Origin of the sequence: Rhizobium sp. BK456, from assembly GCF_014194045.1 — a bacterium.
In the GTDB taxonomy this organism is placed as follows: Bacteria; Pseudomonadota; Alphaproteobacteria; order Rhizobiales; family Rhizobiaceae; genus Rhizobium; species Rhizobium redzepovicii.
In genome coordinates this window covers 133,945-158,101 of record NZ_JACIAO010000014.1, presented here as the reverse complement: position 1 = coordinate 158,101, position 24,157 = coordinate 133,945, and the positions used below count along the sequence as shown (strand labels likewise).

The following is a 24,157-nucleotide window of genomic DNA, read 5'->3' as shown; positions in this document are numbered from 1 at the left end:
AAGATCGATGCGCCCTCGCCTTTCCGTCGCAAATGCCGCCCTGCTTGCCGCTCTCGCAGCCATGTTCGCGGCCTGCCAGTCCACGCCGGCGCCAACGGGTCCGAACCGCGCCGCGCTGCCGACGATGGAGCGCGTGGCGCTCGGCGCCAATGCCTGCTGGTTCAAGTCGGGCGATCCGGCTTTTGCCGCCTATAAGCTTGCGCCGGAGCTCAATTCCTTCTCCGGCCGCCCGCGCATCCTTCTCGTCCACAAGGGCAGCCCGGAAAGCCGACCGCTGCTCGTCGTGCAGGCCGAGGGAAGCCCGTCGCATGTCCAGGCCTTCGGTCCGATGATGTCGGAGCCGGTCGCCGGCCGCATCGCCGCCGACGTCAATCGCTGGTCCGGCGGCAGCAAGGCCTGCAGCTGATCGCGGCAATCGCTTTCCGCACCGTCAGTCCCAGAAGAACGACTTGCCGACTTCGCGCGCAGCATCGGACTGCGACACCCCGATATCCTTGAGTTCGCTCGCCGTCAGGTTTCTAAGTGCCCGACGGCCTTCCCGCTTCTGATGCCAGAGAAGCACCGCCGCCCAGACCCGACCCAAGCGCGTCGTCGCCTCGGCAGGTGCGTCGGGAACGACGATTTGTCTCCTATCCTCGTAAGAGACAATCGGTACAATTGGCATTTTGATCTCAGGCAAGGCAGACATTCCAGGAATCCTCTCGGTTATCCGTTGGAATTGACTCTTAATCTTGACAGAGACAATGTGACAATATAGGCAATTGTCACCATGACAAATTGGCTTCCTGATCTTTCCCGCGGCTCCGGGCCGGTCTATCTCCGGCTCGCCGACAGCATTGAATCCGCTATTTCGAGCGGGGCCCTGCCCGCCGGCAGCAAATTGCCGCCGCAACGCAATCTCGCTTACGATATCGGGGTGACAATCGGCACGATCGGCCGCGCCTATGCGCTGGTGCATGAGCGTGGCCTGGTCGCCGGCGAAGTCGGGCGCGGCACCTATGTGCTGAACCGCTCGGAGACCCCGCCCGGCGAACAGGCCGACCCGTTGACGGTTTCGCTCGGCAGCACCCGCCTCCGCGATGCGCCGGCAGACAAGATCCGTTTCGACACCACCGCCGCTCCCGATCTCGGCCAGGGCAAGATCATAGCGGGCATCCTTTCCGAGATCGGCGAGGAGCATCTTGCCGAAATCTCCTCCTATTCCCGGAGTTTTCCGGGCAACTGGTTCGAGGCGGGCCGCCGCTGGCTTGCCCGCAGCGGCTGGACGCCGGAAGCCGAAAACATCGTGCCGACACTCGGCGCCCACGCGGCCGCGGTCGCCGTCATCGCCGCCGTCTCGGCGCCGGGCGACAAGATCGTCTTCGAGGACCTCACCTACACGCAGGTCAGCCGCAGCGCCCGCCTGCTCGGCCGCCGCACGCTGACGGTCGATTCGGATGAAGACGGCGTGATCCCGGAGGATTTCGAGCGGCTCTGCCAGCAGCAGCATCCGAAGCTCGCCTTCCTCATGCCGACCATCCACAATCCCACCGTGACGATCATGCCCTATGAACGGCGCGCGGCAATTGCTGCAATCGCCAGGAAGCACGGCGTCTGGCTGATCGAGGACGATCTCTACGGCGGCATGGCCGACGATGACACGCCGCTCATCGCCTCGCTTGCGCCCGATCGCACCTTCCTCGTCAGCGGCCTGTCGAAATCCGTCGCCGCCGGCGTGCGCGGCGGCTGGGTCGCCTGCCCGCCGCATTTTGCCCAGCGCATCAGGGTGACGCACAGGATGATCACCGGTGGCCTGCCCTTCATCCTGGCGGAAACCTGCGCACGTCTTGTCGAAAGCGGCACGGCGCACGAAATCCGCAAGCAGAGCGTCGAAGAACTCTCCCGGCGCGTCGGGCTCGCCCGCGAGCAACTGCAGGGCTTCGATTTCCAATCGCACCCGCACGCGCCCTTCCTCTGGCTGAAACTGCCGGAGCCGTGGATGTCCGGCACGTTCAAGAACGCCGCTTACCGCGATGGCGTGCTGGTCGATGACGAGGACGAATTCAAGGCGGCGCGCGGCGAGAAAATCTATCACCGCGTTCGCATCGGCTTCTCGTCGCCCAAGTCGCAACAGGAACTGGTCTCCGGCCTGATGATCCTGCGCCGGCTGCTGGAAAACGGCGGCTCCGCCTATGATGGTGAAATATGATGTGTTGCAAATACACGTCATAAATTAGAAAAACCGCCGGGGCCTATTCGCGGTGCTTTACCGACCGAACCTCCATGCTACCTCTTTGTTATTCCCGCCTGACGCGAATCAAAGGACAGCAAATGAGGGTCGACTTCGGAAGAATCGCGTTGCGTTTTTTGAGTAAGGCATCAGTGGCAGCGGTAGCCGGCACCTTGGCGGCAGGCTCGGCGAATGCCGGCGAGCAGATATTCGACGAACTGCGTTTCGGGCTCTCGACCTCGGTGCAATCCGGCCATTCCAGGGAAGACGGCGTCTTTCCCGAGATCACCGCTCTTTTCGATCCTTTCGGCTACGAGTCTTCAGTCGGCTGGCAGCAGCAGTTGTTGCACCCCCGTGTTCATCTCGGCACCTCGATCGGCACATCGGGCGAGGCCAGCCAATTCTTCACAGGCTTCACCTGGACGGTCAATTTCAACGAGAAGCTCTTTGCCGAAGCCGGCTTCGGCGGCGTCATCCACACCGGCGATCTCGAGGGCGATGATGACGGCCCGGAACTGGGCTGCCGCGTCCTCTTTCACGAATATGCAGGCGCCGGCTACCGTTTCACCCCGCATTGGAACGTGATGGCTCAGATTGCCCACTCCTCGCATGCCAATCTCTGCGACGGCCCGAACGACGGCATGACACGCGCCGGACTGCAGGTCGGCTACAAGTTCTGACCGATTGCCGCTTTGTGAAAAGAACCTGCCCGCCCTGTGAACTGACCGCCGAAGTTGGGTGTCCAACTTTGGGAGTCAGTTCACTGTGTTGACAGCGGGCTTTTTTCTGTCGCGCGCCGCCGCTACATACGCTAAAGACAGCGCAAAACGCGCCAGGGACTTTCCGCTCATGACCATTCCAAACACCATCCCGATCACGCCGGAACTCATTGCGGGCCATGGCCTGAAGCCGGACGAGTATCAGCGCATTCTGGATCTGATCGGCCGCGAACCGACCTTCACCGAGCTCGGCATCTTCTCGGCCATGTGGAACGAGCACTGCTCCTATAAATCCTCGAAGAAATGGCTGCGCACGCTGCCGACCAAAGGGCCGCGCGTCATCCAGGGCCCGGGCGAAAATGCCGGCGTCGTCGATATCGATGACGGCGATTGCGTCGTCTTCAAGATGGAGAGCCACAACCACCCCTCCTATATCGAGCCATACCAGGGGGCTGCGACCGGCGTCGGCGGCATCCTGCGCGATGTCTTCACCATGGGCGCGCGCCCGGTCGCCGCGATGAACGCCTTGCGCTTCGGCGACCCGGATCATCCGAAGACCCGCCACCTCGTTTCCGGTGTCGTCTCCGGCGTCGGCGGCTACGGCAATTCCTTTGGAGTGCCGACGGTCGGCGGCGAGGTCGAGTTCGATGCCCGCTATAACGGCAATATCCTTGTCAACGCCTTTGCAGCCGGCATCGCCAAATCCAACGCCATCTTCCTGTCCGAAGCCAAGGGCGTCGGCCTTCCGGTCGTCTATCTCGGCGCCAAGACCGGCCGCGACGGCGTCGGGGGCGCGACGATGGCCTCGGCCGAATTCGACGAATCGATCGAAGAAAAGCGCCCGACCGTGCAGGTCGGCGACCCCTTCACCGAAAAGTGCCTGCTCGAAGCCTGCCTCGAGCTGATGCAGACCGGCGCCGTCATCGCCATCCAGGATATGGGTGCGGCCGGGCTCACCTGCTCGGCCGTCGAAATGGGCGCCAAGGGCGATCTCGGCATCTTGCTCGAACTCGACAAGGTGCCGGTGCGTGAAGAGCGCATGACCGCCTATGAGATGATGCTGTCGGAAAGCCAGGAGCGTATGCTCATGGTGCTGCAGCCGGAGAAGGAACAGGAAGCCAAGGCGATCTTCGTGAAATGGGGCCTCGATTTCGCTGTCGTCGGAAAGACGACCGATGATCTGCGCTTCCGCGTCATGCATCAGGGCGAGGAAGTCGCCAACCTGCCGATCAAGGATCTCGGCGACCAGGCGCCGGAATATGATCGTCCCTGGCGCGAATCCGGCAAGCAGGCTCCGTTGCCCGCAAATCTCATCGCAGCCCCTCAGGATTACGGCCAGGCGCTGCTGCAACTCGTCGGCTCCGCCAACCAGTCGAGCCGCCGCTGGGTCTATGAGCAATATGACACGCTGATCCAGGGCAATTCGCTGCAGCTTCCGGGCGGCGATGCCGGCGTTGTGCGGGTCGACGGCCATCCGAGCAAGGCGCTCGCCTTCTCCTCCGACGTGACGCCGCGTTATGTCGAAGCCGATCCTTTCGAGGGCGGCAAGCAGGCGGTCGCCGAATGCTGGCGCAACATCACCGCAACCGGCGCCGAGCCGCTTGCCGCCACCGACAATCTGAATTTCGGCAATCCCGAAAAGCCCGAGATCATGGGCCAGTTCGTCCAGGCGGTGAAGGGCATCGGCGAGGCCTGCCGGGCGCTCGATTTCCCGATCGTCTCAGGCAACGTCTCGCTCTACAACGAGACCAACGGCGTCGCCATCCTGCCGACCCCGACGATTGCAGGCGTCGGCTTGCTGCCGGATTGGCGCAAGATGGCCCGTATCGGCGCCGCCAACGACGGCGACAAGGTGATCATGATCGGCGTCGACGGCAGCCACCTCGGCCAGTCGGTCTATCTGCGCGATGTGCTCGACAGTCGCGAAGGTCCCGCCCCCGAAGTGGATCTGTTTGCCGAACGCCGCAACGGCGATTTCGTCCGTTCCGTCATCCGCAACGGCCAGGCGACCGCCTGCCACGATATTTCCTCGGGCGGCCTTGCGGTCGCGCTCGCCGAAATGGTCATGGCATCGGACAAGGGTCTGGCGATCGATCTCGGCGAAGGCAAGGGTGCGCCGCATGCGCTGCTCTTCGGTGAGGATCAGGCGCGCTACGTGCTGACGATCCCGGCCGATGTCGCCGATTTCGTCTGCGCCAATGCCGAAGGTGCGGGCGTTCCGTTCCGCCGCCTTGGAACGGTCGGAGGGACGGCTCTTACCGTCGGCGATCTCATCTCGCTGCCGATTCAGCAATTGCGCGAAGCCCATGAATCGTGGTTCCCTGATTTCATGGAAGGCTGCGGCGAACTGGCCGCGGAATGATGCGCAAGGAGTAACGATCATGGCCATGAAACCCGGCGATATCGAAGACATGATCAAGGCTGGGATTCCCGGTGCAAAGGTGACGATCCGCGATCTGGCGGGCGACGGCGATCACTACGCCGCCGAAGTCGTCGCCGAAGCCTTCCGCGGCAAGAGCCGCGTGCAGCAGCACCAGATGGTCTACGAGGCGCTGAAGGGCAATATGGGCGGCGTCCTGCACGCGCTGGCGCTGCAGACCTCGGCGCCGGATTGACCGGCTGCCGTTGGTCGGTTGAAAGTTTGCGATGAACCGGCCCGGCAGGAAGACTTACTTTCTGCCGGGCTTTTTCGCCGACGCGCGGTGATTCCAACTCACCAAAGCGTGTGGACTTAATGGCGCGCTCTGTCTCAACTTCCCTCATTCCTGTGCTCGTCACAGGAATCCAGCAACCGCGCGTCGGCGCTGTGGATGACTCACCTGTTTCGAAGGAAAGAGTTTTCCGCGCCCAAGGACTTGGGCGCACTCGATTCCTGTGACGAGCACAGGAATGAGGAGTGCAGGGCAGCGGGCCTACCCTAAATCGAGCACTTCACGTGAGAACTGCTCTTACCTTCTGAAAAGGTTCGACGTGTCTCCCAGCATCTCGCTACCCGGATACCACAGCCCTCAGCCTGGCATCCTCTCAGCGTCTGGGCTGGCAAACACCAAGGCCGGCATCGGACCCGACGTCATCAGCGTAAAATCGAAGGGCGCCTTGAGATCGGGGCCCAGCACATATTGGCGGTGGACGCGCAGCTGGTCCTTGCGGATCCTGCGGTAGCGCTCGCGCGTCAGCATCTGCTTGACGCGAATCTGGATCATCTTTGCCGAAGGTGCATCCGCATGGCCGGCAACGGCGACGACCGGCACCTTGTAGAAATTGATCGAATCCGTCAGGCACTGCACGTCGAGCCAGGAAATCTCCGGACAGCGGGCGATCAAGCCGACGCGGGCGCGAAGCAGCGTCGCCGTCGACAGCAGCGCACATTGCAGGATGGCGCTGCCGAGGGTGGCGAACACCACGCGCTTGCCCTTGAAGATCTCCGGCTCCCTTTCCAGCAATATACCGATGACATGGGCGGCAACGCTCGATCCCATGCTGTGCGAGGAGATCACATATTCCTCCGCCTCCTCAGCCAGCGCCTTGCGCACGGCAGCGGCCCGATCTTCCAGCCAGCGGTTGAAATCGGCCCGGTCCATGCGGCCGAGCGCAACCGCCATTTTCCAATCGGCAAAAAGATGCAGCGTGTGAAAGCGTTCGGAAAACGGCAGGAAGGCGAAGATGAAGAAGCAGAGCGCGAGCGGCCCGCTCCAGAGCATGTGCCAGGGCGAAAAGCCGAGACTATAGGGCATGATGGCGATCTGCGCCGTTAACGCGATCGCCAGCGCCGTCAGCAGGAACGGAAAGAGGAAGAACAGTCCGAAGCGCCAGGCGTGGCGGAAATATCCGCGCATGCCGCCGTCCAGCACGATCTGGGCGCAACTGCGGAACCCCACGATGATCTGGCTCAGCGTATTACCGCTGCGCAGCCGGCCTACCAGCACGTCGTGATCGACCATGTGGATCCGGCTCTTCGTCTGCCACCCAGGGGAATCGGTCCCTGCCTCAGGCGACGCGCCGCCGGCTGCCTCGGGTGCCGCGTCGCCACCGCCCGTCGTGACCTCGAAACAGAGCGGATCGTTTCCCGCCGACGCACCCACGTCGATCGAATAGCCCCAGACGGCAGCGCTCTGTTTGGCAGAACGCTCGTAGCGCGCCCTGTGGGCGGCGCCATCGAGCGGCTCGAAGCCGGGGAAATGCACGACGACCCGCGTCTCGATGAGTTTCATTCCACCTTCCAGCCGGCCAAATGGCCGGCATGTTGCTGCGATCCGATTGCTCCGCCGCAAATATCGGCAAAAAAGCAGTCCTGGTCTCGAAGCCGTCTTGCTAACCGAACTCTTCCGGAATTCAATAGCAGGCATGTCGTTTCCACCACGAACGGAGGGGTTTTGTGGCCGATCTAGTCAAAGAATTGATATCAGGCGTCGTCGACAGCGTGCTGAAGGAAATCCTGAGGAAAACCACCAGCCGCGCCACGACGAAGCGCAAGAAGCGTAAGACGCGCAGTTCGTCGACGACGGCTGCAGCGCGCAAACCAGCCTCGACCGCCCGCAAGACGGCTGCGGCGACACGCAAGCCCGCCCGCAAACAGGTCAGCAAGCGCCGGACCGCCGCCGGCCGCAGCCGCCAGCGCCGCAGCTAGCTGGCAGTTGGTGCCTTTGCCGGCGCCGACCTTGCAGATTTTCATATCCCGCGCCGGCTCGATGCCGCGGCAACAAAAGTCGGCGCGCCTGTGCCGATGTCAAACGGATTGTCACGATGGAGCGCGGCGCATCTGCCTCCACAAGGTCTTTGGGGGCCCGGACCGATGAAACGCATTCTAAAAATCGTCCTCGCGGCGCTGGTTGCGATCTGTCTTATTGCCGTTGTCGGCATTTACGCCTTGTCGGAGATGCGCCTTTCCAGGACCTATGAGGTGGCGGCCGCGGATTTTACCGTCAAGACGACGCTGCCCGCTGAGGAAGCCGAACGCCGCGCCCGCACGCTGATGTGCGGCGGCTGTCATCACGATGCCGGCTACATCCTGCTCGACGAGCCGGGCGTCGGTCGCATCGTCGCGCCGAACCTGACCCGTCTGGCGCCTATGTACAACGACGCAGAACTCGTGCGTCTCATTCGCCACGGCGTCAAGAAGGACGGCACCGGCGCCGTCATCATGCCGGCTGGCAATTTCGCCAATATCACCGACGACGACATGGCAGCACTGATCGCCTGGCTGCGCAGCCTGAAACAGCTTCCCGACGCCGTGGCGGGAGGGACGCAATGGGGACCGCTCGGCCGAATGGGGCTGGCGCTCGACAAGATTCCCTTCGAGGCCGATCTGGTGCCCGCCGACCTAACCCCCGCCGCCACGCGCCCGGCCGATATCGGTGAATATGCCTTCAGAACCGACTGCAGTCATTGTCACAATCTCGATACGGCAAAGCAGTCCGAAGCTTTTCTCGCTCCGGCACTGAAGCCCTTGGCGCAATCCTATTCGGCTGCGGATTTCAAGACGCTGCTGCGGACCGGCAAGGGTGTCGGAGGACGCGATCTCGGCGTGATGACGCAGGTCTCGCAATGGGATTTCCGCTATTTCACGGATATCGAAATCGAACAGATTCAGGCCTATCTCACCCGGCAACCGTAACGCGACGGCAACAAAGCCGGAGTGGTCTGACCAAATTGTCTTTTTTTGATTGGGGCGGCTGGAATTCCTGCCGTCGCATGCTATCTAAAGGCAACGATTGAAACGGCGGGCCTTTAACCCGCCTGTTGAAAGGATCAGGTCCCATGAGCGGCATTCACGAATTCATCGACAACGAAATCAAGAGCAACGACGTCGTCCTCTTCATGAAGGGCACGCCGCAGTTTCCGCAGTGCGGTTTCTCCGGACAGGTCGTGCAGATTCTCGATTATATCGGTGTCGACTACAAAGGCGTCAACGTGCTCGCCGATTCGGAGATCCGCCAAGGGATCAAGGAATATTCCAACTGGCCGACGATCCCGCAGCTTTACATCAAGGGTGAGTTTGTCGGCGGCTGCGATATCGTCCGGGAAATGTTCCAGGCCGGTGAGCTGCAGCAGCATCTCCAGGAAAACGGCATCACCGTGCGCGGCGCCGCCTGACCGGTCACTGGGCGTCCGCCCGGTTTCCAAATCTGTAATCTTGAGACCGAGGCGCTGCGGCTAGCAGCGCCTTAGCCTGTTTATGGGAAATTCATTGTGACAGATTCATCACAAGCCGTGTCCGCGGGCCGCTTGCCCATGGGCAAGCGAGAATTTATCGCGCTCGCTGCCTTCCTGATGGCCGTCAACTCTCTGGCGATCGACATCATGCTGCCGGCTCTGCAGCAGATCGGTGCGAGCCTCGGCGTCGAGAGCGAAAATCATCGCCAGTTCGTTGTCTCAACCTATCTGCTCGGCTTCGGCTGCGCCCAGTTGTTCTACGGCCCGCTGTCTGACCGCTTCGGTCGCCGCACGCCGCTGTTGATCGGTCTCGTCATCTACATTCTCTCCGCCATCAGTATCGTCTTCGTCCCCTCCTTCGCAGGCTTGCTTGCCCTGCGCTTTGTCCAGGGCGTCGGTTCGGCGGCAACCCGCGTCATCACCGTCTCCATTGTCCGCGACATCTATGGCGGCCGGCAGATGGCCGAAGTCATGTCACTGATCATGATGGTCTTCATGATCGTGCCGGTGATTGCACCGGGCACCGGCCAGATCGTCATGTTCTTCGGCAACTGGCACCTGATCTTCCTCTTCATCGCCGCCATGGCGACCGTTATCGCCGTCTGGGCCTATCTTCGCCTGCCGGAAACCCTGCATCCCACCAATGTCCGCCCCTTCACCGCCCGCTCGATCTTCGGCGCTTTCAAGCTGGTGCTGACCAATCGCATCGCGCTTTGCTACACCATCGCCAGTACCTTCATCTTCGGCGCGCTGTTCGGCTTTATCAATTCGGCCCAGCAGGTCTATGTCGGCATCTACGATCTCGGCGTCTATTTCCCCTTCGCCTTTGCCGGCGTGGCGATCTTCATGTCGCTGTCGTCCTTTTTCAACTCACGCTTCGTCGGCAAGCTGGGCATGCGCCGCTTGTCGCACGGCTCGCTCATCGGTTTCATCACCATCAACACCATCTGGCTGATCGTCCAGATGGCGAGTTCCGAGCCGATGCCTTTCGCTCTGTTCATCTCCTTCTTCGGCCTTGCGATGTTCCAGTTCGGCTGGATCGGCTCGAACTTCAACTCGCTCGCCATGGAGCCGCTCGGCCATGTCGCCGGCACCGCCTCTTCCGTCCTCGGCTTCATGAGCACGGTCGGCGGCGCCCTCATCGGCGCTGGCATCGGCCAGGCTTTCGATGGCACTGCGCTGCCGATGGTCGCCGGTTATTTCATCGTGTCGATCATCGGACTGATCTTCGTGCTGATCGCCGAAAAGGGCCGCCTCTTCCAACAGCAGAATCCTGCCGTCTGAACGGCCGACCTCCTCCGCATCCAGGATTTCACCACATGACGCCGCCGCATAAGCCGCACCAGGAAAACCAGGGCTCCCGTCGCATCGGCATGGGTTTCGGCGAGTTCGTCGTCACCATCGCCATCATGACCGCCAGCATCGCCATGGCCATCGACAGCATGCTGCCGGCATTGCCCAATATCGGCCATTCCCTCGGCGTCACCAATACCAATGACGCGCAGCTGATCATCGGCGTGTTTTTTCTCGGCTTCGGCGTTTCGCAGATATTCTTCGGCAGCCTGTCGGATACGTTCGGCCGCCGCAACATCCTGCTCGGCGGCCTGGTTTGCTACGTGATCGGCATGTTTGCCGCCGCAGCAACCGGCAGCTTCGAAATGCTGCTCATCATGCGTTTCGTTCAGGGTGTGGGTGGTGCGGCGGTGCGCATCACCACGATGGCCATCGTCCGCGATTGTTTCGGCGGCCGCGAGATGGCCCGTGTCATGTCCTATGTCATGATCGTCTTCATGATCGTGCCGATCGTCGCCCCTTCCGTCGGACAGCTCATCATCCTTTATGCCAACTGGCACTGGATCTTCATCCTGCTCGGCGTCACCGCCACCATCCTGTTCGTCTGGGCCCTTCTGCGGCTAAAGGAATCGCTGCCGCCGGAAGAGCGCCTGCCGCTGTCGGTCGGTTCCGTCGTCGACGGCTTCAAGACCGTGCTTACCAACCGCATCACCTGCGGCTACATGATCGGCCTCACGATGTTCACAGGCGTCATCAGCGCCTATGTGATTTCGGTGCAGCAGGTTTTCGGCGAGGTCTATGGCCTCGGCGACTGGCTGCCGATCGCCTTTGCGGCGACCGCCGGCGGCATCGCCGTTGCCAATTTCGCTAACGGCTTCTTCGTCCGCAAATTCGGCATGCGCCGCATCTCGCACGCCGCTTTGCTAATCTTCACGGCGCTGTCGGCTGTCGGCTTCTTCATTTCGCTGGCCGCCAAACCGGACTTCGCCGTCGCCTACAGCATCTTCACCATCGTGCTGATGATGTTTGCCGTCATCGCCACCAATTTCACCGCCATCAGCCTTGAACCTATGGGCAATCTCGCCGGCACCGCCACCGCCGTCACCGGCTTCGTCTCGACAACATTCGGAGCCATTCTCGGCGGCCTGGTCGGCCAGATGTTCAACGGCACGGTCCAGCCCCTCTTCGGCGGCTTTGCGCTGTTCGGGGTGGTGACGATCGGCGCCACCCTCTGGGCTGAAAACGGCAAGCTCTTCACCCACCCGGGCGATAGCCCACAATTGGATCCGGGTGCCGCCCACTTCTGACGGTGACAACTATCTTAGGCAGTGCGCGAAAGGCATGACGATGAACGACCCGGTTCTGATCAGGCCTTACGCGCCAAGCGACGCGGACGCGACGATTGAGATCTTTTTGCGCGCCATCCGGGAGGTCTCGTCGAAAGACTATTCGCCTGCTCAGATCGAAGCTTGGGCAAAGGTCGAAGATCGCGGTCTTTGGGCGGAGCGAAGGATAAGCAGGCCAGCCTGGGTCGCGGAAATCGATGGAGTGCCGGTGGGCTTTTCCGATCTGACCGGCGACGGATGTCTGGACATGATGTTCGTCCACCCTGAGTTCCAGGGACTCGGAATAGCAAGCCTCCTCTTAAGCAGGGTGGAGGAGCAAGCTCTGAAGCTCGGCTTCAAGCGAATTTATACGGAAGCCAGCAGAACCGCCCGCCCGTTTTTCGAACGCAAGGGTTTCCGTGTGATAGCCAGGCAAACCGTCGAGAAACGTGGGCAAAGCCTGGAGAATTTCCTTATGGAAAAGCTCTACGCGGAATAGGGTGAGGCACCGATACGCGTCATCGAACGAAGCCGGCAGTCCCCGTCGCAGGCTGCCTCAGCAAAATCAGCGTCCTGCGGCCGGTTGCACGCCTTCAGACCGTAACGACCTCACGGCGCAGCAGCTCCCATGAGGCCTTGTCGGGCGCAACCAGCAGCCCGCCATCGAGATGGTGCGGCAGGTACGGAGAACCGTCGAAACGCGCGACATAGGCGCCGGCCTCCTGCGAGATCAGCGTGCCGGCCAGATGATCCCAGGGCATCAGCTTGTTGTATATGAGGTAATGCACATGGCCGCCCGCAAGGGTGCGGTATTCATGGGCCGCACAGCGGTAGTTGGTGAGAAAACGCACCTTGGCGAGATTGTTGAGGATCTCGGCCCGCTTCTCCTGCGGCAGGTAGCCTGTCGAGGCCATGCCGACCATCTGGTCGAGCGCGACAGGCTCTGCCGCGCGCAGCCGCCGTGCTTCGCCATCCGGCCGCCGCAGCCAGGCGCCGGCGCCTTTTTCCGCCATCACCCAGTCATCCCCCATCGGATCGTAGATGATGCCGGCAATCGTCTCGCCACCTGAAATGACTGAGGCCATGACGCCGAAGGCCGGGATGCCGGCGGCGAAATTGAACGTGCCGTCGACTGGGTCGACGATGATGGCGAGATCTGCATCTGCGAGCCTGCCGAGCAATGCGGGCTCGGCTGCGACCGATTCTTCGCCGAGGAACAGCGCCTGCGGCCAGAGCCGCTCCGCTTCCGCCTTGATCATCCGCTCGGCCTGCTCATCGGCCTCGGTGACGAGATCGGTCGCCTCGCTCTTGGCGCGCACCTCGTCCTGGCCGAGTCGGCGGAAGCGCGGCAGGATTTCCGTCTTCGCCGCGCGGCGCAACAGGTCGGCAAGAACGGTCACGTCGACAGTCGCAGTCATGTCAAATCCTTTCGGTCCGGCCTCTTAGTGAGGAGCTAAATCAGATGCCGATGATCTCGCGGCGGATCAGCTGCCAGCTTTCCCTGTCGGGTGCGGAGATGATGCCGCCCGTCGTCTCACCGGGGCGATAAGGCGTGCCGTCGAATTTCGCCGTATGGCCACCCGCCTCCTGATGTGCGAGCACGCCAGCCAGGTGATCCCAGGGCATCAGCTTCGCATGGCCGATGAAATGCAGCTTGCCGGAGGCGACCATCCAATATTCATAGGCCGAGCAGTTGAAAGCGAAGGTCATTTTGATCTTCGCCATGTTGGCTGCGATGCGCGAGCGATCCGGGTCATCCATATGACCCCAAGAGATGCCGCCGACCATCTGGCTCAAGGAGGCGGGCTCCGCCACCCTCAGTCTGGTCGATTGCCCGTCCTGCCGCGTCAGGAAGGCGCCCGCTCCCTTGATCGCCGTCACTGTATCGCCAAGGACGGGATCATGAATGATGCCGGCGACCGTCTCGCCCCTGATGGTGACCGCCAGCATCGTCCCGAAGACCGGAAGTCCGGCGGCGAAATTGAAGGTGCCGTCCACAGGATCGATGACGAAGGCGAGCTCGGCATCGGCAAGGGCCGGCACGACGGACCGGTCGGCGTCATAGGCTTCCTCGCCGACGACGAGGGCTGCGGGAAAGCGCTCTTTCAGCGCCGCGGTAATCCTGTGTTCGGCGAGCAAATCCGCCTGCGTCACCACGTCGATTGCCGAGGTCTTTTCCGAAACGTCGGCAGTGCCGAGATTGCGGAAACGCGGCAAGATTTCCACGCGCGCCGCCTCCTTCACGCAATCGCCGAGAAAGAGAATATCCTGATCTGCAATGGTCATGCGAATTCCTGCGCTTCATCCAATAGCCAGCTGCTTAGCCGGACTTTCATGAAGGATCGGTGACACCAAGGGTGGAAAAGTCGAAGAGTTTCGGATCGAGCAGATGCGACGGGTTCACATGCGAAAGCGCCCGCAGCATCGTGTCCTTGCGCCCCGGCATGCGCCGCTCGATATCGGCAAGCATATCCTTCATTGCATTGCGCTGCAGCCCATCCTGCGAGCCGCAGAGATCGCAGGGAATGATCGGAAACTGCATGGCAACGGCGAACTTAGCGAGGTCGTCCTCGGCAGCATAGGCAAGCGGGCGAAGCACCATAAGGTCGCCCTCATCGTTCAAAAGCTTCGCCGGCATGGAGGCTAGCCGTCCGCCGTGGAAGAAGTTCATGAAGAAGGTTTCGAGAATGTCCTCGCGGTGGTGGCCAAGCACCAGCGCATCGCAGCCCTCTTCCCGGGCGACGCGATAGAGATTGCCGCGCCGCAGCCGCGAACAGAGCGAGCAATAGGTCGCACCTTCCGGCACCTTCTCCTTCACGATCGAATAGGTATCCCGATACTCGATGCGGTGCTGCACGCCGATGCTTGTAAGATAATCCGGCAGCACATGTTTGGGAAAGTTCGGCTGGCCCTGATCGAGATTGCAGGCAATGAGTTCGACCGGCAGCAGCCCGCGCCATTGCAGGTCGAGCAGCAGCGCCAGCAGCCCGTAGGAATCCTTGCCGCCGGAAAGGCCGACCAGCCAGCGCTTCTGTCCCTTCAGCATATCGAAATCGTCGAAGGCCTGGCGCACCTGCCTGAGCAGCCGCTTGCGCAGCTTGTTGAAGGAGACCGAGTGCGGCGCATCGGCAAACAGCGCATGGCCGACGCTGCCGTTGGCTTCGCCGTTTTCCAGATCATTCGCAATATTGGCTGCGATATTCATTGCGTCGTCCCATCGAGGTCTGTCTGCCTTAGCAGAAACGAGTTCGCCAACACAGCGTCAATCGCCGAAAACCGACCAGCCGGTACGCGCCGCCAGCATTTCCAGCGCTACGGCGCCGAGCTGCGAGTTGCCGACCTTGTTCAAGCCCGGCGACCAGACAGCGATCGAGGCAATGCCCGGCGCAACCGCGAAGATGCCGCCGCCCACACCGCTCTTGCCGGGCAGGCCGACATGATAGGCGAAATCGCCTGAGCCGTCGTAATGGCCGCAGGTCAGCATCAGCGCATTGATGCGCCGCGCCCGCTTCGGAGACACGACGGAATGGCCGGTCATCGGATTGCTGCCGCGCGCTGCGAGGAACAGCCCGGCGCGGGCCAGCTGTTCGCAGCTCATCGACAGCGCGCATTGATGAAAATAGACGCCGAGCACGTGGTCGACCGGGTGATCGAGATTGCGGTAGGCGCGCATGAAGTTGGCAAGCGCGACATTCCGATATCCCGTCTGCGTTTCCGAACGCGCCACCTTGTCGTCGATGGTGATCGATTCGTCATCGGCGAGATAACGCACGAAGCGCAACAATTCGCCGATCGCTTCACGCGGCGCGTGGCCGGCCATGACGACATCGCTGACGGCGATCGCGCCGGCATTGATGAAGGGATTGCGCGGGATGCCGCTCTCATGCTCGAGCTGGACGATGGAATTGAACGCCGATCCTGACGGTTCTCGCCCGACGCGCTTCCAAAGACCCTCGCCGACCTTGCCGAGCGCCAAGGTCAGCATGAAGACCTTGGAGATGCTCTGGATCGAGAAGGCAATGTCCGCATCGCCGACACGGTAGACCTTGCCGTCGACGGTGACGATCGCCATGCCGAACTGCCGTGGATCGACCTTGGCAAGCTCGGGAATATAGTCGGCGACCTTACCCTCGCCGATGCGCGGCAGGATATCGGTATGGATACTATCGAGGATTGCCTGCAGATCCGCCATCGCTTCTCTCCGGATAACAAAAAAGCCGCCCGAAAGAGCGGCTTTTCCATAAGCGAAAACGCCTGGTTCTTATTAACGCGAATAGAATTCGACGACCAGATGCGGTTCCATGACGACCGGGAACGGAACGTCGCTGAGCGTCGGGACGCGGCCGAAAGTAGCGACCATCTTGTTGTGATCGACTTCGATATAATCAGGAACGTCGCGCTCAGCGAGGCTGACGGCTTCCAGAACGGTCACCAGCTGCTTCGACTTCTCGCGAACTTCGATAACGTCGCCAGCCTTGCAGCGGTAAGAACCGATGTTGACGCGCACGCCGTTGACGGTGACGTGGCCATGGTTGACGAACTGACGGGCAGCAAAGACCGTCGGAACGAACTTGGCGCGATAGACGATCGCGTCGAGGCGCGATTCCAGCAGGCCGATCAGGTTTTCAGACGTGTCGCCCTTGCGGCGGTCGGCTTCAGCGAAGATCGCGCGGAACTGCTTTTCGCGCAGGTCGCCGTAGTAGCCCTTGAGCTTCTGCTTGGCGCGCAGCTGCACACCGAAGTCCGAAAGCTTGCCCTTGCGGCGCTGGCCGTGCTGGCCCGGGCCATATTCGCGGCGGTTCACCGGGGACTTCGGACGGCCCCAGATGTTTTCGCCCATACGGCGGTCAATTTTGTACTTGGACGATTCGCGCTTGCTCATCGTATTTCCTTTCAAAGGTTTATGCCGGTTTGTTGCCAAACCGCGCAAAGGAAACACGCCCTCCTCTGATCTCTGCCGAGATCTGACAGGATGTTCCGGTTACGCGAACAGAAACGATCCACGGGACATGTCAAATGAAACACCGGACATTGCTGCCCGGTGCTTGGCGCGGTCTTTAGAGGCCCGTCATGAAAATGTCAACTGCGCCAAAGCCCGAAAGCGCCACTATTCCGCAGCCAGCGGCTGATCACCCGTATCGGGCGCATTCGCGTCGCCCGGCGCGGTCTGGCAATTCATGTCGGGGAATGCCACGATGCGTTTGCCGGAGAAATCCGTGTGGACGACGACGATCCCCTGCTCCTCGAAATAACCGAGCAGGCGCCGCGCGCGCCGCGCCGAGTGGGTGCCATAGGCGCGGGCGATGCGGGCGTCCGACGGGCACGGCTCACCGCAGGCCGCAGCCTTGGCGAGCATCAGGAACACACCCTGCAGGTCGTCGGTAACGCCAGATGACAGCGACAGCGCCGTCGCCCACTCGTCGGTCGCCGCTGTCGCGGTATCGACACCGGAGCGGGAGATCGCCACACGCCGTCGAAAATCCGGCAGCGCGATCGGCGGTCCCGGCACGCGGCGCATGCGCAGCCGCACGAGAAAGTCCTGGTAGAGTACCGAATCGGTACGGAAGGCGGAGGTGGGATCGTCGAGGATTTCGGCAAGCACGCCTGCGAGGCGCTCTTCCCGCTCCTCGGCGGAGACCTCCATCTGGCTCGCCCTCGCCTCGACAGATGCGGGTGACGCCGCCGGCGTCGAGCGTGAGAGCTCCGCCAGTATATCGGTGGTCGGCCGCGGCGCCGGCGGCGCGCGGCGCACGAGCGGACGCTGGAATTCTTCCGGATCGGGCGTGAAGATCAGATCCTCGACATCCTGCGGCGCATCCGGCAGCGGCATCAGCTTCGGGCTGGAGGAGCGCGCTGAGGTTTCCACCGCGCCGATCTGGATTGGAAGCGGCCGACGCGACAGCGCCGGGCCGAGGGCGACGAAATTGCCGCGCTTCAGGTCTCTAAACATCTCCGCCTGGCGCCGGTCCATGCCGAGCAGGTCGGCAGCGCGCGCCATGTCGATATCGAGGAAGGTACGGCCCATCAGGAAGTTCGAGGCCTCGGCCGCGACGTTCTTGGCGAGTTTGGCGAGACGCTGCGTGGCAATGACGCCGGCAAGCCCGCGCTTGCGGCCGCGGCACATCAGATTGGTCATCGCGCCCAGCGACATCTTGCGCGCATCTTCCGAGACGTCGCCACCGACGGACGGCGCAAACATCTGCGCTTCATCGACGACGACAAGAACGGGATACCAGTATTCGCGGTCGGCATCGAACATGCCGTTGAGGAAGGCGGCAGCGGCACGCATCTGCTGCTCGATGTCGAGTCCTTCCAGCGTCAGCACGCAGGAAACGCGATGCTGGCGAATGCGGTTGGCAATACCAGCCAACTCCGCCTCGGTGCGTTCGCCGTCGACGACGATATGGCCGAACCTGTCGCTGAGGGTGACGAAATCACCCTCGGGATCGATGATGACCTGCTGCACCCATTGCGCCGATTGCTCGAGCAGACGGCGCAAGAGATGCGACTTCCCCGATCCGGAATTACCCTGCACGAGCAGACGGGTCGCCAGCAGCTCCTCGATATCGAGCGTCGCCGGGCTGCCGGACGCCAATCCCATATCGATGCCAACTTGCAATGCCGATCCTCGCGACGAAGAGACTCACATGAACGAAACGCCATTCTTCCGAAACGGCAACGCCCCGTCTATCAAAGAATCTGCTGATGTTCAGGGCCGGATTTTGCCAACCCACAGGACAATTCCCTCAAGCCCTCAGGCCGAATCCCTGCATCAGCCGCCGCGTCGCGAAATCCTGCTGGCCTGAGGTAAACACGGCGAAGTCGAAATTGTCGGGATGCACGGCATCGGCAACCAGCGGAACCAGCGTGCGGGCGCGCCGTGCGATTGCTTCGGCCGGATCGAGCCAATCGACCGGCCACGGGGCAATCCGCCGGAACAGATTGGCCATGAAGGGATAATGGGTGCAGGCCAGCACGACGATATCGGTCTTCTGGCCGTCCCTCTCGACGAAACACTGGTCGATTTCGGCAAGCACGGCGTCATCGGAGACGGCGTCGCCGCGGATATAGGCTTCGGCCATGCGCGCGAGGTTCTCAGAGCCGACGAGGCGGACATGGCATTGCTGCGCGAAGGATTGGATGAGATCGCGCGTATAGGCCCGCCTGACCGTGCCGGGCGTCGCGAGCACCGAGACCAGACCTGAGCGCGTGCGCTCCGCCGCCGGCTTGATCGCCGGCACGGTGCCGACAAAGGTCATCTGGGGAAAGGCGGCGCGCAGGTCGGCGCCGACCAGAGTGAAGGCGGTATTGCAGGCGATGATGCACACTTCAGGGTCATAATCCGCCAGCAGCTTGGCGAAGAGCCCGATAACCCGCTCCTTCAGCGCCTGTTCCTCCCAGCCGCCATAGGGAAAACCAGCATCGTCGGCGACATAGATGAAGCCGCGCTCCGGCATCAAGACGCGCGCCTCGCGCAAGACGGTCAGCCCGCCGATGCCGGAATCAAAGAGAAGGATAGGTTTCAGCTCACGCGTCGTCGCTGTCATCTGGCGGTGTTTCCTTGGCCGGTGTCGGGAACCTGCCGCCGCGCGGGCTCTTGCGCGAGAAGCGGTCGAGAGATGAGATGACGCCGCGCAACACGCTGATTTCCTGCTCCGTGAAAGCCCGGCGGGATAGAACTGCACGCAGATTGTCGACCATTTTGGGCTTTTTCCCGGCAGGATGGAAATAACCTCGCGCATCGAGCGCCTCTTCCAGCTGATCGAACAGGCCGAACAACTGCTCCTTGGTCGAGGGTGTCTGCCCGATTGCCTGGAAGGGCACGGCGCCAATATCCTCCATGCCGGATTTCATCCATTCATAGGACATCAGCAGCACGGCCTGGGCGATATTCAGCGAGGCAAAGGCCGGATTGACGGGAAAGGTGACGATCTCGTCGGCCAGCGCCACTTCCTCGTTGGTCAACCCCCAGCGCTCGCGCCCGAAGAGAATGCCGGTGCCCTCGCCCGCACGGAATTTCGCCCTCAGCATCTCGGCGGCGATGACCGGGGAGCGCACCGGCTTATAACCGTCGCGCTCGCGTGCCGTCGTCGCATAGACGAAGTTGAGATCGGCGACCGCCTGCTCCAGCGTGTCGTAGACCTTCGTTGCCGCGATCACATGATCGGCCTTGGAGGCGGTCGCCAGCGCCTTTTCGTTCGGCCAGCCGTCACGCGGATTGACGAGGCGCAGTTCTGCCAAGCCGAAATTCGCCATGGCGCGCGCCACCATGCCGATATTCTCGCCCATCTGCGGCTCGACCAGAATGACGGCCGGCCCCTCGGCCAGAAGTTGACGCTCGCTGTTCGTGCCTGCCATGGTCTTATCCTTGTTTCGAGCGCGCAATAGCCTCGCCCGTCGCAAACGGCAAGACGTCGGCCTGCGGATAGAGCCTTTCCAGCGCCGAACCGATCATTTCGAGCCCGAGCCTGGCGCCCTCGCGCGACAGCGGCAGGTGTCGTCCTGTCGTCCGCGATGCCTTGCGCTTGATCAGGAAGCAGCTGGATCCGCGCGGGGCAGCATCGTCGATCAGCGCCAGATCCGCCGCAATCAGCCCTTTCAGAGTGTCGGCGGCCGGCGCTTGATAATTCTTTGCCAGGATACGCGCCCAATAGGTGCAGGACAGGAAGATCGCCAGCGTCTGGCGGATCTGGCCCGGCCGCGTCACCACCGACCACGACGAGCCGAGCGGCCGCGCCGCCACCGTCACGTCGCGGTAGCAGGCATCGATCTTCTGTGACAGCGCCATCAGCTCGAAACCGCTCTTACCCTCGCTAAGCGCCCCGAGCAGGTCGCGCAGCGCCTGGAACCAGCGGGCAAGCGCGGAATCGAGCGCGCCACGCGTGCGTGTCGGAAAGACGATGAAGGCGACCGCCGTTCCGGCCGCAGCCCCAATCATGGTCTCGCCGATGCGCAGCTTCAACAGATCGAGCGTCAGCACGCCCGTCATGCCGTAGACCAGGCAGAGCACGATCGAGATGAAGAAGGTCATCGTCGCATAGGAAACCTGCAGGAAATAGAAGGCGAGGAAGATACAGACGGCGGCAACCGGAATGGCAATATCGGGCTCGCCTGAAATCAGCGTTGCCAGCACAAGGCCGATGGCAATCCCGAACACGGTGCCGAGCGAGCGCGACAGCGCCCTCATCGCAGTGTCGCCGCGCGAATTGGTGTTGGTAAAGACGAGGAAGGAAGCAAGCACCGCCCAGAACCAGCGTTCGCGTGACAAGAGCAGGCCGAAGCTCATGGCGATCGCCGACGCGATGGTGATCTGCAGTGCCGAACGCAGCAGAGGATTGGCGAAAGAAAAGTCGATCGCCTGGGATTGCGCCGTATCCTTGATCGCGTCGATCTCGGAGAAACCGGAGGCCTGCCCCTCGCCGATCGCCTGCGTCAACTGCTGCCGCGCCTCGCCGAGCCAGAGAAGGGCCCGCAGGGTTTCTCCCTGCGGCTGATCCCTGATGGCGTCGGCCATCCCTTCAAATCTTGCAACTTCCGCCGTATCCCCCTCGATAACGGCATGGACGAGCGCAAAAGGCGGCGGGCTCTGGAAGCTCAGCACGATCGCGCTCTCGGCGGCAAGATGAGCGTCGAAAAGCCGGATCGCCAGTTCGGCGGCTGGGTCGGCGGCGCCGTCGAAAACACCGGCCGGCGGGCGCGGGATGAAGGTCTCCGCCATCAGCACCACTTCCTTCAGCCGGTCTTCCAGCTGGCGCAGTTCCTGCCGGTCGGCTTCGCCGATCTCGGCGCCGCCGGCGATGGCGGCGAGCTTGAAGAGGATCTGGTTGATCCGACCCCTGACGCTTTCGAGCGAACGCAACAGATCGCGCCGCCAATCGTCGGGCAGCAGAACCGCCCTGACCAGATGGCCGACGAGCACCGCGACGACAGGGCCGATCGCCACTTCAGGCAGCTCGGCAAGCGGAGGCCGGAAATAGGCGCCCATGAAATAGGAGGTGAAGGCGAACATGCCGATGGCAAAACCGCGCGGCCCGAACACCCGTCCCGCCGATGCGAGCGCGATCACCACCAGGAAGACGAGATCGGAGAGAAAGCGGCGATCCTCGAGCCCCGCGGCAATGCCGACGACGGCGAGGCTTGCCACACAGCCGAAGAGCCGCGTCACCAACTGGCGGGAATTGCCCTTGTCGCGCACCGCCACGCCGCCTTCGATCGACAGCACAATGCCGAGGCCAAAGGCCGCGGTCGGCAACGACAGGATGAGCATGTGGATGGCAAGAAGGACCAAAAAGGAGAAAACGATCGTCAGCGTCACCCGCAGGGCCATGCGCAGACGCGAAAGCGCCGGATCATTGGCAAGCAGCCAGTCGCGAGCCTGAAAACCGGAAAACAAATGCAGGCCTCCTCATGCCGCGGAAGGATCGACAGATAATGCCATGCCGGGCGAAGCAAATCGCCCGCGATCGAATCTCGACGCTCGCGACTGTCGCGCGCCTATTGGCCCTTGGCAATCAGCGCCATCGTCGCCTTCAGGGAATCGCGGCCCTGCGTTTCGATATTCTCGGTGACGATATCATCGATGACGGCTTGGCCAGCCTCCTCGACCACCTCGAAGCGAACGGTTGTGTAGTCCTTGGCGTCAGGAGTGTCCGCGCAGGCGGATTTCTTGAAGCGCACCGTGACCTCGGTCGTCCCGTTGACCGGGGGCGCAGCCGCCATCGTCAGATCCTCCAGCGGGCATGCATCCTGGCCGTTGACGATGACATCGTAATCGAAGGGCGATATGCCGTCGTCGTCGTCGCCGGCGGGAAATTGCGCGGCCGCCTGATATTTTGCGATGAAGTCCTTGCTGTAGAGTTGGTCGAGCCGGCTCGCATCGAAGATGTCGGTCCAGTCGCTATTGTTGTCGGCCCAGTTGCTCCTGGTTGCGTCCATGATCTCCTTCACGGGAGCCGTGGCATCGGCCGCGTGGGCGGCGCCTGAAAAGGCGATAAGGCTTGCGATAACAACGGCGATTGTCTTCATGATCGAATGTTCCGGGGCGGGCAAATCAACGCGGACACTAGCCAGATTTCAGCGCTTGGCAATGCCGGCAAAAACGCATTGTGAAACCCGTTGCAGCTTTGCGTTCCCGGTTCACAGTGCTATAGCGCTCCTCATCAGGTCACCCACCCGGGACGCTTGTCCCCTTCAAGCTCGAACGAGGCAGATACATGAACAAGATCAAGGTCGCCAATCCCGTCGCCGATCTCGACGGCGATGAAATGACGCGCATCATCTGGCAGCTCATCAAGGATAAGCTGATCCATCCGTATCTCGACCTCGATATCGACTATTTCGACCTCTCCGTCGAAAACCGCGACGCCACCAACGACCAGGTGACCGTCGACGCCGCCAATGCCATCAAGAAGTACGGCGTCGGCATCAAGTGCGCGACGATCACGCCGGATGAGGCCCGCGTCAAGGAATTCAACCTCAAGGAAATGTGGAAGAGCCCGAACGGCACGATCCGCAACATCCTCGGCGGCGTCATCTTCCGCGAGCCGATCATCTGCAAGAACGTGCCGCGCCTGGTTCCCGGCTGGACCCAGCCGATCGTCGTCGGCCGCCACGCCTTCGGCGACCAGTACCGCGCCACCGACTTCAAGTTCCCCGGCAAGGGCAAGCTGACGATCAAGTTCGTCGGCGAAGACGGCACCGTCATCGAGAAGGAAGTCTTCAACGCGCCGGGCGCCGGCGTCGCCATGGCCATGTACAACCTCGATGAATCGATCCGCGAATTCGCCCGCGCCTCGATGATGTACGGCCTGATGCGCAAATGGCCGGTCTACCTGTCGACCAAGAACACCATCCTCAAAGCCTATGACGGCCGCTTCAAGGACATCTTCGAGGAAGTCTACGAGACAGAATTCAAGGATCAGTTCAAGGAAGCCGGCATCACCTATGAACACCGTCTGATCGACGACATGGTCGCCTCGGCGCTCAAGTGGTCGGGCGGTTATGTCTGGGCCTGCAAGAACTATGACGGCGACGTCCAGTCTGACACGGTTGCCCAGGGCTTCGGCTCGCTCGGCCTGATGACCTCGGTGCTGCTGACGCCGGATGGCAAGACGGTGGAAGCCGAAGCCGCCCACGGCACGGTTACCCGCCATTACCGCCAGCACCAGAAGGGCCAGGAAACCTCGACGAACTCGATCGCCTCGATCTTCGCCTGGACCCGCGGCCTCGCCCATCGCGCCAAGCTCGACGACAACGCCGAGCTTGGCCGCTTCGCTTCGACGCTCGAAAAGGTCTGCGTCGATACCGTCGAATCCGGCTTCATGACCAAGGACCTGGCGCTCTTGATCGGCCCCGACCAGCCGTGGCTGTCGACCACCGCCTTCCTCGACAAGATCGACCAGAACCTGCAGAAGGCGATGGCGTAAGCCTCCTCTTTCGGGATAGCATCGAAACGGCGG

Annotated in this window: 24 protein-coding genes; 12 read left to right on the top strand and 12 right to left on the bottom strand. The window is 62.1% G+C overall.

All coding sequences use genetic code 11. The features are described from left to right. Positions 1 to 7 precede the first annotated feature (7 nt). Positions 8 to 406, top strand: a complete 399-nt coding sequence (locus FHX03_RS30400) for a hypothetical protein (protein WP_183856784.1) — start codon at positions 8 to 10, stop codon at positions 404 to 406. A gap of 24 nt (positions 407 to 430) precedes the next feature. Here FHX03_RS30400 and FHX03_RS30395 read toward each other — a convergent pair whose 3' ends face one another. Beyond that, on the bottom strand, positions 431 to 688 hold the full coding sequence (locus tag FHX03_RS30395; protein ID WP_097628606.1) for a DUF1127 domain-containing protein: 258 nt from the start codon (positions 686 to 688) through the stop codon (positions 431 to 433). A gap of 81 nt (positions 689 to 769) precedes the next feature. On the opposite strand from FHX03_RS30395, the gene FHX03_RS30390 reads away from it, so the two are divergent. The 4 genes from FHX03_RS30390 (at position 770) to FHX03_RS30375 (ending at position 5,543) form a co-directional block, all read left to right on the top strand. Beyond that, positions 770 to 2,188 (top strand): PLP-dependent aminotransferase family protein, encoded by a 1,419-nt coding sequence (locus tag FHX03_RS30390; protein ID WP_097628605.1) that lies wholly within the window; start codon positions 770 to 772, stop codon positions 2,186 to 2,188. 122 nt (positions 2,189 to 2,310) lie between these two features. Beyond that, complete coding sequence (locus FHX03_RS30385; RefSeq protein WP_183856783.1) at positions 2,311 to 2,889, top strand: acyloxyacyl hydrolase; 579 nt, start codon at positions 2,311 to 2,313, stop codon at positions 2,887 to 2,889. 169 nt (positions 2,890 to 3,058) lie between these two features. Then, entirely contained in the window at positions 3,059 to 5,290 is a 2,232-nt protein-coding gene (gene purL, locus FHX03_RS30380) for a phosphoribosylformylglycinamidine synthase subunit PurL (protein ID WP_183856782.1), read from the top strand. Between the two features lie 19 nt (positions 5,291 to 5,309). Beyond that, complete coding sequence (locus FHX03_RS30375) at positions 5,310 to 5,543, top strand: BolA/IbaG family iron-sulfur metabolism protein (RefSeq protein ID WP_004676237.1); 234 nt, start codon at positions 5,310 to 5,312, stop codon at positions 5,541 to 5,543. Positions 5,544 to 5,936: 393 nt separating this feature from the next. Here the strand turns inward: FHX03_RS30375 and FHX03_RS30370 are convergent, their stop codons facing one another. After that, complete coding sequence (locus FHX03_RS30370) at positions 5,937 to 7,139, bottom strand: hypothetical protein (protein ID WP_183856781.1); 1,203 nt, start codon at positions 7,137 to 7,139, stop codon at positions 5,937 to 5,939. Between the two features lie 164 nt (positions 7,140 to 7,303). Between FHX03_RS30370 and FHX03_RS30365 the strand changes: the two genes are divergently transcribed. From FHX03_RS30365 to FHX03_RS30340, 6 genes are all read left to right on the top strand, one after another. Further along, positions 7,304 to 7,555 carry a hypothetical protein gene (locus FHX03_RS30365; protein ID WP_183856780.1) on the top strand — a complete coding sequence of 84 codons (252 nt, stop codon included), beginning with the start codon at positions 7,304 to 7,306 and terminating at the stop codon, positions 7,553 to 7,555. 165 nt (positions 7,556 to 7,720) lie between these two features. Next, complete coding sequence (locus FHX03_RS30360; RefSeq protein WP_183856779.1) at positions 7,721 to 8,542, top strand: c-type cytochrome; 822 nt, start codon at positions 7,721 to 7,723, stop codon at positions 8,540 to 8,542. Positions 8,543 to 8,685: 143 nt separating this feature from the next. Next, positions 8,686 to 9,021, top strand: a complete 336-nt coding sequence (gene grxD, locus FHX03_RS30355; RefSeq protein ID WP_003586231.1) for a Grx4 family monothiol glutaredoxin — start codon at positions 8,686 to 8,688, stop codon at positions 9,019 to 9,021. A gap of 138 nt (positions 9,022 to 9,159) precedes the next feature. Next, positions 9,160 to 10,365: a multidrug effflux MFS transporter gene (locus tag FHX03_RS30350; RefSeq protein WP_183856778.1), complete on the top strand. Its 1,206-nt coding sequence runs from the start codon at positions 9,160 to 9,162 to the stop codon at positions 10,363 to 10,365. 35 nt (positions 10,366 to 10,400) lie between these two features. Further along, on the top strand, positions 10,401 to 11,681 hold the full coding sequence (locus tag FHX03_RS30345; RefSeq protein ID WP_183856776.1) for a multidrug effflux MFS transporter: 1,281 nt from the start codon (positions 10,401 to 10,403) through the stop codon (positions 11,679 to 11,681). 40 nt (positions 11,682 to 11,721) lie between these two features. Further along, a complete protein-coding gene (locus FHX03_RS30340; protein WP_183856829.1) occupies positions 11,722 to 12,198 on the top strand; it encodes a GNAT family N-acetyltransferase in 477 nt (158 codons plus the stop codon). 94 nt (positions 12,199 to 12,292) lie between these two features. On the opposite strand, the gene FHX03_RS30335 is transcribed toward FHX03_RS30340, so the two are convergent. The 10 genes from FHX03_RS30335 to FHX03_RS30290 form a co-directional block, all read right to left on the bottom strand. Next, positions 12,293 to 13,117 carry an inositol monophosphatase family protein gene (locus tag FHX03_RS30335; RefSeq protein ID WP_183856774.1) on the bottom strand — a complete coding sequence of 275 codons (825 nt, stop codon included), beginning with the start codon at positions 13,115 to 13,117 and terminating at the stop codon, positions 12,293 to 12,295. A gap of 40 nt (positions 13,118 to 13,157) precedes the next feature. Then, positions 13,158 to 13,985 (bottom strand): inositol monophosphatase family protein, encoded by an 828-nt coding sequence (locus FHX03_RS30330; protein WP_183856773.1) that lies wholly within the window; start codon positions 13,983 to 13,985, stop codon positions 13,158 to 13,160. A gap of 46 nt (positions 13,986 to 14,031) precedes the next feature. Further along, positions 14,032 to 14,904, bottom strand: a complete 873-nt coding sequence (gene ttcA / locus FHX03_RS30325) for a tRNA 2-thiocytidine(32) synthetase TtcA (RefSeq protein WP_097628595.1) — start codon at positions 14,902 to 14,904, stop codon at positions 14,032 to 14,034. Positions 14,905 to 14,961: 57 nt separating this feature from the next. Continuing rightward, complete coding sequence (locus tag FHX03_RS30320) at positions 14,962 to 15,891, bottom strand: glutaminase (protein WP_097628594.1); 930 nt, start codon at positions 15,889 to 15,891, stop codon at positions 14,962 to 14,964. Between the two features lie 72 nt (positions 15,892 to 15,963). Next, on the bottom strand, positions 15,964 to 16,581 hold the full coding sequence (gene rpsD, locus FHX03_RS30315) for a 30S ribosomal protein S4 (RefSeq protein ID WP_004676212.1): 618 nt from the start codon (positions 16,579 to 16,581) through the stop codon (positions 15,964 to 15,966). A 225-nt stretch (positions 16,582 to 16,806) separates the two neighbouring features. Continuing rightward, on the bottom strand, positions 16,807 to 18,318 hold the full coding sequence (locus FHX03_RS30310; RefSeq protein ID WP_097628593.1) for an ATP-binding protein: 1,512 nt from the start codon (positions 18,316 to 18,318) through the stop codon (positions 16,807 to 16,809). 127 nt (positions 18,319 to 18,445) lie between these two features. Further along, on the bottom strand, positions 18,446 to 19,246 hold the full coding sequence (gene murI, locus FHX03_RS30305) for a glutamate racemase (RefSeq protein ID WP_097628592.1): 801 nt from the start codon (positions 19,244 to 19,246) through the stop codon (positions 18,446 to 18,448). Further along, positions 19,227 to 20,057 (bottom strand): RNA methyltransferase, encoded by an 831-nt coding sequence (locus FHX03_RS30300; protein WP_097628591.1) that lies wholly within the window; start codon positions 20,055 to 20,057, stop codon positions 19,227 to 19,229. The genes murI and FHX03_RS30300 overlap by 20 nt, the downstream gene beginning before the upstream one ends. A 4-nt stretch (positions 20,058 to 20,061) precedes the next feature. After that, positions 20,062 to 22,098 carry an FUSC family protein gene (locus FHX03_RS30295; RefSeq protein WP_183856827.1) on the bottom strand — a complete coding sequence of 679 codons (2,037 nt, stop codon included), beginning with the start codon at positions 22,096 to 22,098 and terminating at the stop codon, positions 20,062 to 20,064. A gap of 95 nt (positions 22,099 to 22,193) precedes the next feature. Further along, on the bottom strand, positions 22,194 to 22,724 hold the full coding sequence (locus FHX03_RS30290) for a hypothetical protein (protein WP_088396492.1): 531 nt from the start codon (positions 22,722 to 22,724) through the stop codon (positions 22,194 to 22,196). A gap of 188 nt (positions 22,725 to 22,912) precedes the next feature. Between FHX03_RS30290 and FHX03_RS30285 the strand changes: the two genes are divergently transcribed. After that, positions 22,913 to 24,124, top strand: coding sequence for an NADP-dependent isocitrate dehydrogenase (locus tag FHX03_RS30285; RefSeq protein WP_088396493.1), 1,212 nt, complete (start codon positions 22,913 to 22,915; stop codon positions 24,122 to 24,124). Positions 24,125 to 24,157: the final 33 nt, after the last annotated feature.

What these genes read in the sequence shown, in the direction of transcription:
- FHX03_RS30400 (WP_183856784.1), top strand. Translation starts at nt 8, where the DNA reads ATGCGCCCTCGCCTTTCCGTCGCAAATGCCGCCCTGCTTGCCGCTCTC.
- FHX03_RS30395 (WP_097628606.1), bottom strand. Translation starts at nt 688, where the DNA reads ATGTCTGCCTTGCCTGAGATCAAAATGCCAATTGTACCGATTGTCTCT.
- FHX03_RS30390 (WP_097628605.1), top strand. Translation starts at nt 770, where the DNA reads ATGACAAATTGGCTTCCTGATCTTTCCCGCGGCTCCGGGCCGGTCTAT.
- FHX03_RS30385 (WP_183856783.1), top strand. Translation starts at nt 2,311, where the DNA reads ATGAGGGTCGACTTCGGAAGAATCGCGTTGCGTTTTTTGAGTAAGGCA.
- purL (WP_183856782.1), top strand. Translation starts at nt 3,059, where the DNA reads ATGACCATTCCAAACACCATCCCGATCACGCCGGAACTCATTGCGGGC.
- FHX03_RS30375 (WP_004676237.1), top strand. Translation starts at nt 5,310, where the DNA reads ATGGCCATGAAACCCGGCGATATCGAAGACATGATCAAGGCTGGGATT.
- FHX03_RS30370 (WP_183856781.1), bottom strand. Translation starts at nt 7,139, where the DNA reads ATGAAACTCATCGAGACGCGGGTCGTCGTGCATTTCCCCGGCTTCGAG.
- FHX03_RS30360 (WP_183856779.1), top strand. Translation starts at nt 7,721, where the DNA reads ATGAAACGCATTCTAAAAATCGTCCTCGCGGCGCTGGTTGCGATCTGT.
- grxD (WP_003586231.1), top strand. Translation starts at nt 8,686, where the DNA reads ATGAGCGGCATTCACGAATTCATCGACAACGAAATCAAGAGCAACGAC.
- FHX03_RS30350 (WP_183856778.1), top strand. Translation starts at nt 9,160, where the DNA reads ATGGGCAAGCGAGAATTTATCGCGCTCGCTGCCTTCCTGATGGCCGTC.
- FHX03_RS30345 (WP_183856776.1), top strand. Translation starts at nt 10,401, where the DNA reads ATGACGCCGCCGCATAAGCCGCACCAGGAAAACCAGGGCTCCCGTCGC.
- FHX03_RS30340 (WP_183856829.1), top strand. Translation starts at nt 11,722, where the DNA reads ATGAACGACCCGGTTCTGATCAGGCCTTACGCGCCAAGCGACGCGGAC.
- FHX03_RS30335 (WP_183856774.1), bottom strand. Translation starts at nt 13,117, where the DNA reads ATGACTGCGACTGTCGACGTGACCGTTCTTGCCGACCTGTTGCGCCGC.
- FHX03_RS30330 (WP_183856773.1), bottom strand. Translation starts at nt 13,985, where the DNA reads ATGACCATTGCAGATCAGGATATTCTCTTTCTCGGCGATTGCGTGAAG.
- ttcA (WP_097628595.1), bottom strand. Translation starts at nt 14,904, where the DNA reads ATGAATATCGCAGCCAATATTGCGAATGATCTGGAAAACGGCGAAGCC.
- FHX03_RS30320 (WP_097628594.1), bottom strand. Translation starts at nt 15,891, where the DNA reads ATGGCGGATCTGCAGGCAATCCTCGATAGTATCCATACCGATATCCTG.
- rpsD (WP_004676212.1), bottom strand. Translation starts at nt 16,581, where the DNA reads ATGAGCAAGCGCGAATCGTCCAAGTACAAAATTGACCGCCGTATGGGC.
- murI (WP_097628592.1), bottom strand. Translation starts at nt 19,246, where the DNA reads ATGACAGCGACGACGCGTGAGCTGAAACCTATCCTTCTCTTTGATTCC.
- FHX03_RS30300 (WP_097628591.1), bottom strand. Translation starts at nt 20,057, where the DNA reads ATGGCAGGCACGAACAGCGAGCGTCAACTTCTGGCCGAGGGGCCGGCC.
- FHX03_RS30290 (WP_088396492.1), bottom strand. Translation starts at nt 22,724, where the DNA reads ATGAAGACAATCGCCGTTGTTATCGCAAGCCTTATCGCCTTTTCAGGC.
- FHX03_RS30285 (WP_088396493.1), top strand. Translation starts at nt 22,913, where the DNA reads ATGAACAAGATCAAGGTCGCCAATCCCGTCGCCGATCTCGACGGCGAT.